Raw genomic sequence first — 7,134 nt, 5'->3', positions numbered from 1 at the left:
CTGTTCTCAGGACCATACACCTGCACCTGAGGGATCTCAGCCAGCAGAGAAGCAGCTTTCTTTGCCAATGTTGTTTCATGCTTCTCTATATTCTCAATGCCTGCATCCTGTACATATTCCACAGCCCTGCCAAGGCCAATGACTCCGGGAATATTGGGCGTCCCGGCCTCAAAACGTGCAGGACTTGCTTCTATCTGGTAACTGTCGATCGATACAGAACTCACCATACCTCCTCCTAAATACATTGGTCTTATGGAATCATGATCCCTGAGACAGAGAATACCGGTACCCTGAGGACCCAGTAAACCCTTGTGTCCTGGAGTTACCAGAAAATCCGCTCCTACTTTTTTCATATCAAGAGGCATGTGCCCTGCGGACTGCGAAGCATCTATAAGTATCTGACAACCATTTTTATGACCTATCCTGACCATTGTTCTGATATCCTGGATTGAGCCGAACACGTTTGTCACATGATTGACAGCTACAAAACGTGTTTTATCTGTTATGGATAGCTCGATCTGTTCAGGGTCCACAACCCCTTCCTCATTAACCTGTACAACTGTTACCTCTACGCCCTGGTCCCGCAACCGCAACCAAGGTAACAGGTTAGAATGATGTTCCACAATGGAAACTATCACATGATCTCCATGATGCCACTGCAAGCCGTAAGCCACCATGTTGATACTCTCTGTGGCATTTCGGGTGAAAACTGTTCCTGTAACATCAGCGTTAAGGAATGATGCAACTGCCTCTCTGGCATTTTCATACCTATCGGTAGTCATCCGCGCAAGCCTATGGGCTCCCCTGCCATGGTTGGCGGCATATTTGTAAAAATATTCTTCCATGGCTTTTACTGCCGGCACAGGTGTCTGTGTTGTGGCAGCATTGTCCAGATATATAAATTCCTCAAGAAGAGGGAAATCCTTTCTTATTGCTGGCAGATCGTACATGCGACCTAATACGCCAGCCTGTAAAAAATAGTTTTGCAGGCTATTTCGCCTGAAGACCACCGACCATGAAACGGTACAGGTCCATATCTTCTGGGTCAAGCCTGCCTCTGATCACTCCACCTACCACTGTATAACAATCAGTAGATGAATGGCGAGAATCAGTTTTCCTACTTTTCTCTTGCATTTTTGTATTCATATTATACCTCATCTCTCTTTTTAGACAGGACAAGCCTCCAGATATTATTATTTACATAATAAACATATTTATCTGTTTCTGGCTTGCTGAAACTTCTATTTATACCTAATTATATAAATATCTGACGCCCATCAGATATCTGGGTAAGATCGGCGTCGTAAAACATATAATATATGCAGGAGAGTTTCGATACTAATGCCCGAGATAACCATAGACGAATCCCTTATCTATATAGAGGGAACCCAGCGTGTGTTCACGGAAGAGGAGACCCTTCAAAGGGTTCAACCCCTGCTCAAGGATATCGGAGTGACCCGTATTGCCAACATCACTGACCTCGACAGGATAGGCATACCTGTATTCTCCAGCATCAGGCCCAGCGCCGCTGAGGGCGCCATCTCCGTATATTCCGGAAAGGGAGCAAATGAGGTGCAAGCGCGCATATCTGCGATCATGGAAAGCTTTGAGAGATGTCTTGCGGAGCGTAGTGGTATAAATAAAGATGTTCAGGAGAGCATAGCCTCAAAAGAGTTCATAGAGACTCCGGAAATTGCCAGTGGAAATTATGATCTTATCGAGCCGCAATCGCTCCTGCCTCCCGAAAAGCCGATGCCTTCTTCCCGTATTGAATGGACCACCGGATGGGACCTGCTGAAAAAAGAAGAGGTTCTGGTACCCTCTAATGCCGTATATCATCCTTACGATGCCCCGGGACTGTCTGTGAAGCTTTTCCGTACCAATACAAATGGTCTGGCGGCTGGTAACACTATTGAGGAGGCTATTTTTCATGGACTGCTGGAAGTCTTAGAAAGGGATGCATTAAGCATTGCTGAGTTCAACCGTTTTCCCGGAAAGGAAATAGTGCTCACTGAAGATGACGGGGAGAACTACAGACTTGCTCAGATGTGCAGAGAGAATGGTATTGACATCAAACTTTGGCTGCTGTTCCATGACACTGATGTCCCTACAGTGGTAACTGCCATGGATGATGTACGGCTGAAGGACCCAGCACTGCTTGTAATGGGTGCGGGTTCACACCTCGACCCTTCCATAGCAGTGAGAAGAGCTATCACCGAAGCTGCACAATCAAGAGTGGTACAGATACATGGCGCCAGAGAAGACACAGAAAGGGAGAAAATTGTTAGGGATATCGGCTATGAGCGCATTAAACGCATGAACAGCTACTGGTATGAGGAAGGAGAAAAAGTGAAACTTGCCGATGTCAAGGACCTGTCCACAGACAGACCTTCCACAAATATTGACGTGTTACTTCAGCAAATAGAAAATGTAACAGAACGTGCGATAGTTGTTGACCTCTCCAGAAATAGTATAAGTGTACCAGTAGTGAGAGTTATCGTGCCCACATTCGAGGTATACACCATTGACCGTGAACGCATAGGTAACAGGATCAAAAAAGCTCCTCGCAGAAAACTCTCTGCTGAGGAGAGGCCCTGGAAGCGGAGAACGAACCATTGATGAGCAACAGGAAAATAGTAGTATTCACAGGCACCAGCATAAGCCACAAAGAGGCAAAGACCCTGCTGGATGCTACATATATGCCACCTATTTCCAGAGGGGACATAGATGATGTGCTTCGCAAGGGATATAGTATTATAGGGATAATTGATGGCATATTCTTTAACAGGGCGGCTGTCGCCCATAAGGAGATACTCCAAGCTCTTGAAGCAGGGGTTAAAGTTGTCGGAGGCGGCAGTATGGGGGCTTTGAGGGCATCTGAACTTGATGTTCATGGTATGATCGGTGTTGGCAGGATATACGAGTGGTACAGAGATGGTGTCATCGAGGATGATGATGAGGTTGCTGTTGCCACGAATCCTGAAACCTTCGAACCGGTATCTGTTCCTATGGTTAACATACGTGAGACATTAAAGGCAGCTTATATGGGAGGTATTATCGACCACGATACATGTATGGAACTCACTGCTATGGCCAAGAGGACACAATATGGGCACAGAAGTTATCTTGGCGTTGTACGGAATGAAATAAAGGCCGGACTATTTTCCGAAGAAGTGGGAAAAAAGCTGCTGGACTATTGCCGTAATCATGAGGCAGATGTAAAAAAAGAAGATGCGATCTTGGTATTGAATAAGATCAAAGAACTCGTAAAATCCTAAGTACTTGTTACTTTTAAATTTTTTAGAAGGTTTCGAGCCTTTTTTTAACACTATTTAAACAGCTTTATGAAACCGAAGAAAACTTTCATATACCAGTCCACTATTGGGCTGTGTATCCTCCATCTATGCAATGAACACTGCCCGTTATGAATGCAGCTCTCTCACTAAGTAAATAGGCGACCAAGTCAGCTACTTCTTCTCTTGTAGCAAGGCGTTTCATAGGGTGTGCAGCTGCCATGTAATCCACAGTTTCCTTGCCAGAATCCATTATTCTAGGAGTTGCAACATAACCAGGAGCAACTGCACATACTCGAATATTGGATTCTGCTAATTCCAAAGCTGCAGAACGAGTTAACCCAATTATACCGTGTTTTGCTGTTGTATAAGCGGCCATCCCAGCCAAGCCGACAAGTCCATTGGCAGATGACATGTTCACAATAGCTCCAGAGCCATTCTTAAGCATCGCTGGTATTTCGTATTTCATGCAATAGAAAACACCAGTGAGATCGGTTTCTATAACATCTCGCCATACTTCGATATCAACGTCCTGAAGCGGAGTGTTAGCTGGTCCTGTAATTCCAGCATTGTTCACAGCAATATCGATCTTTCCGAACCTCTCGATTATGGCGCTCATTGCCATCTGAATAGTATATGGGTCTCGAACATCAGCTTCAATGGAAAAAGTGCGTTTCCCCGATGGATCAATTCTCTTACAGATATCATGAAGTGGCGCGATCCGGCGACTAACAAGCGCAACATAAGCTCCCCCTGCGTAAAGTCTCTCAGCAATAGACTCACCATTCCCAGTTCCTGCTCCGGTTACAATAGCAACTTTCCCTTCGAACTCGTCCCCTATTATTTTAAATTTTTTACTCATGTGACATTCCTCTTTCAGGCATGGATTTGAAGTAATAAATATCTAATTCAAGTAGAGTGAAAGTGACAAACTCTCGTAGTTACCAGGTACTACAGGACCACAGGCAAATTTGATATAAAAGCAAAAAATGTACCATACATTTTCCATACCCTCATAGCCATTAGATCCAATTTACATTAATGGCCCGAATTACATTTATTCATAAGAACAGGTCCAGTGTAGCATTTTTAATAATCTGTTTCTTTTTTTTATCTCCATGTAGACCTTCTGTTGAATCATTGAGTTTAGCATTAGTTTTTGATGGATTAGGTTTCTCAGAGCACATATATTTGTCAAATTCTTTATATGTGTGCTTTTTAGCAAATCGTATTTCTAGTTCATGTTTGATGGATTCTAATTTTTCAGTAACAGACATTAAATCGGAACTAATATCAACAGCAAATCCCCTATTTTCTGAGATCAACTGAACGTTACCTCTTAATAGAGGGTCGTCAATCAAATATTCTGGTGGATTAAGAACAAACAGTTGTCTTTCATGTTTTTCACAAAAACCTACTGTATGCATTGTTCCACCTTTTATTTTAGTTTCAACAACGAAAACGCCTAATGATAATCCACTCTGAATCCTATCACGAGCTACAAAGTAACTACGGTGGATTCTTGTGCCCCAAGAATATTCTGAAACCAAGGCGCCACTATTATCAAGTATTTCAGCAGCAAGTTTTTTGTTTGCAGCAGGATATATACTATCTAGGCCATGTGCTAAGACACCCACTGTTATTCCATTTGATTCTAAAGAGCCTCTATGAGCTGCTGAGTCTATTCCCTCAGCTAGACCACTCACAACCACATATCCCTTTTTTGCAAAATCAAAACCTATCTTTTTCGCAGCAGAAATGCCATAATCGTTTGAATCTCTGGTTCCAATAACAGCAATACATTTTTGATTTAAAGCTTTAATATTTCCCTTGACATGCAATAAGGCAGGAGAATCGGGAATGTATTTTAGAAGCCATGGATATTTTTCACTATCTCTGGAAATTATATGGATGCCATTTTCCTGAGATACATCCAATATCTGATTGGCTTTTACCCATGCATCTTCAACATCATGAATTGTTGGGATTGTTATTCTCCCATATGCAACTCTTGCTTCTTTGATTATTGAAAGCAACTCAGCTGGATTAGCAGTGCTAGATGCATCAGACAATGATAAAATTCTGTCTATTGCTGTTGATCCTATGCCTTTTATATTCTGTAGTGCTAGAATAGGAATCGATTTCATTAATATCCCTTATATGTATGACCGAGCACAATTGCGGCAACAAGTTCCGCACCTGCTTCTTTTAATATAGATCTTCCTGCTTTTAAAGACGTCCCAGTTGTAGCAACATCGTCAAGAAGTAAAACTTGCTTCCCCTTTATGATAGTTTCATTTTCAATAATCAGTGATTCAATTTCCTGCTTCAATTTTTCCGGATCAATCTTACGATATAAGCTTTTCGATTTTTTTGGTACTGTAACCTTCCTTTTAATGCATTCTGTTCCATCTATTATCGGTGATTTGCACAGGCTTTTTGCAATGTTCATCATTCCAGAAGTACAGATTCCTTTTTCACTGTTAGGCATCACACAAATGACATATTCTTCATCTTTAGAGAGGATAGATTGCAACCTTTCAATGAAGTATTGAATGGCATCTTCCTCTTTATTCTTCACTCTCAATATATTTTCTGAAATCTCATCAAAGTTGGGGTTTTGCCCTCCCGCCTTAGAATGATAGGTTTCCAATTTTTGATTTGAGAATATAGATGTTATGTACTGTTCAGGATTAATAAAGATTTTACATCGCATTTTTTCAATGATATTTAGTTCAATATTAAGTTCTTCTTCAGTTACAATTTCATCAGATTTATCTTTAGGAGAATAATAGCTTAAATACTCATTACAATTTGAGCAAAGATTATTAGGCCAGCCTATTTTCATATCTCTCCGTCTGCACAAGTATAAATCTTTGCCATTTGGTCTTTTTTCTCCAGTTTTAAATAAAAAACAACATTTTGGCTTTTCTTGATCCGATGTCATTTTAGACTCCACCACTTTAATTTCTATAAGAGATTAATAAGAAAAAGATATTGATTTTAGTTTGTCAATTTGATATTTCATAAAGGCTACTTTGTAGTTGGAGTAAATAAGTATCTGAGCTAAGTGGAGTGAAAGTAAATTTTGAGATGAAAACTCTGCAGAAATCCCCTATCGATAAGCCTATAATCCTAGCCGACAAAATACATTCCTGTCCTGTTAAATTTTGTTTTGGGAAAACTTGTGTGGTTCAGGAGATCGTTGATAATTCTCAGTGTTCGGAATAACAGCAACATTCAAGTTCTCTACATGATCTAAAAACATAAAGGAGGAATATGAGCTATCTATACCTTGCCGCTGCAATAATATTCGAGATATGCGGGACCACATGCATGAAACTGTCTGAAGGTTTTACAAAAGCATTACCGTCGATATTGATATTTGTGTTCTATGGTATCAGCTTCGTGTCTTTTACCATCGCCCTGAAAAAGATCGATGTAAGTGTTGCCTATGCTATATGGGCTGGTCTTGGAGTGGCGCTTATCTCACTTATTGGATTCATGGGATTCCATGAACCAATGCCACTTGTAAGAATAATGTCCCTTGCACTTATCATAATAGGAGTGGTCGGACTGCATTTAAGCACCAGTATCCATTGATCGCCTGAGAAAATTAGTTTTGTACCTTGCACATCCTATTAAGCATGAACCTTCTTTTTAATGACATCATACATAAAATGGATAATATATACTGCTGACATCACAAGGATGATAGTGGCACCTGAGGGAATGTCCAGAGTATAGGAAAGAATCAGGCCCATTATACTGAATAACGCTCCAAAGAAGATGGATAGGTACATCATATTGCGCAGGTTATGTGTATAATGTGCGCTCAGAC

8 protein-coding genes are annotated in these 7,134 nt (G+C 41.1%); 3 read left to right on the top strand and 5 right to left on the bottom strand.

All coding sequences use genetic code 11. The features are described from left to right. Window positions 1–1,049: cysteine desulfurase (locus AB7U21_RS04250; protein ID WP_428387251.1), on the bottom strand; the 1,049-nt coding region annotated here is incomplete at its 3' end. Between the two features lie 292 nt (window positions 1,050–1,341). On the opposite strand from AB7U21_RS04250, the gene AB7U21_RS04245 reads away from it, so the two are divergent. Together AB7U21_RS04245 and AB7U21_RS04240 are read left to right on the top strand one after the other, a co-directional pair. Further along, window positions 1,342–2,619 carry a YcaO-related McrA-glycine thioamidation protein gene (locus AB7U21_RS04245; protein ID WP_428387249.1) on the top strand — a complete coding sequence of 426 codons (1,278 nt, stop codon included), beginning with the start codon at window positions 1,342–1,344 and terminating at the stop codon, window positions 2,617–2,619. After that, window positions 2,619–3,278 (top strand): TfuA-related McrA-glycine thioamidation protein, encoded by a 660-nt coding sequence (locus AB7U21_RS04240; protein WP_428387247.1) that lies wholly within the window; start codon window positions 2,619–2,621, stop codon window positions 3,276–3,278. Before AB7U21_RS04245 ends, AB7U21_RS04240 begins: the two co-directional genes overlap by 1 nt. A gap of 100 nt (window positions 3,279–3,378) precedes the next feature. On the opposite strand, the gene AB7U21_RS04235 is transcribed toward AB7U21_RS04240, so the two are convergent. The 3 genes from AB7U21_RS04235 to AB7U21_RS04225 form a co-directional block, all read right to left on the bottom strand. Continuing rightward, the gene (locus AB7U21_RS04235) at window positions 3,379–4,155 is read right to left on the bottom strand and encodes an SDR family NAD(P)-dependent oxidoreductase (RefSeq protein ID WP_428387245.1); all 777 of its coding nucleotides are present in this window, start codon (window positions 4,153–4,155) and stop codon (window positions 3,379–3,381) included. A 199-nt stretch (window positions 4,156–4,354) separates the two neighbouring features. Continuing rightward, window positions 4,355–5,440 (bottom strand): DNA-processing protein DprA, encoded by a 1,086-nt coding sequence (locus AB7U21_RS04230; protein ID WP_428387243.1) that lies wholly within the window; start codon window positions 5,438–5,440, stop codon window positions 4,355–4,357. Next, the gene (locus tag AB7U21_RS04225; protein ID WP_428387241.1) at window positions 5,440–6,240 is read right to left on the bottom strand and encodes a phosphoribosyltransferase; all 801 of its coding nucleotides are present in this window, start codon (window positions 6,238–6,240) and stop codon (window positions 5,440–5,442) included. The genes AB7U21_RS04230 and AB7U21_RS04225 overlap by 1 nt, the downstream gene beginning before the upstream one ends. A gap of 332 nt (window positions 6,241–6,572) precedes the next feature. Between AB7U21_RS04225 and AB7U21_RS04220 the strand changes: the two genes are divergently transcribed. Further along, window positions 6,573–6,896 carry a DMT family transporter gene (locus tag AB7U21_RS04220; RefSeq protein WP_428387239.1) on the top strand — a complete coding sequence of 108 codons (324 nt, stop codon included), beginning with the start codon at window positions 6,573–6,575 and terminating at the stop codon, window positions 6,894–6,896. A 38-nt stretch (window positions 6,897–6,934) separates the two neighbouring features. Here AB7U21_RS04220 and AB7U21_RS04215 read toward each other — a convergent pair. After that, window positions 6,935–7,134, bottom strand: a 200-nt coding sequence (locus AB7U21_RS04215; protein WP_428387237.1) for a metal ABC transporter permease, incomplete at its 5' end; no start/stop codon positions are given.

Source organism: Methanomethylovorans sp., assembly GCF_050177135.1.
In the GTDB taxonomy this organism is placed as follows: domain Archaea; phylum Halobacteriota; class Methanosarcinia; order Methanosarcinales; family Methanosarcinaceae; genus Methanomethylovorans.
This window is presented reverse-complemented; position numbering and strand designations above follow the sequence as displayed.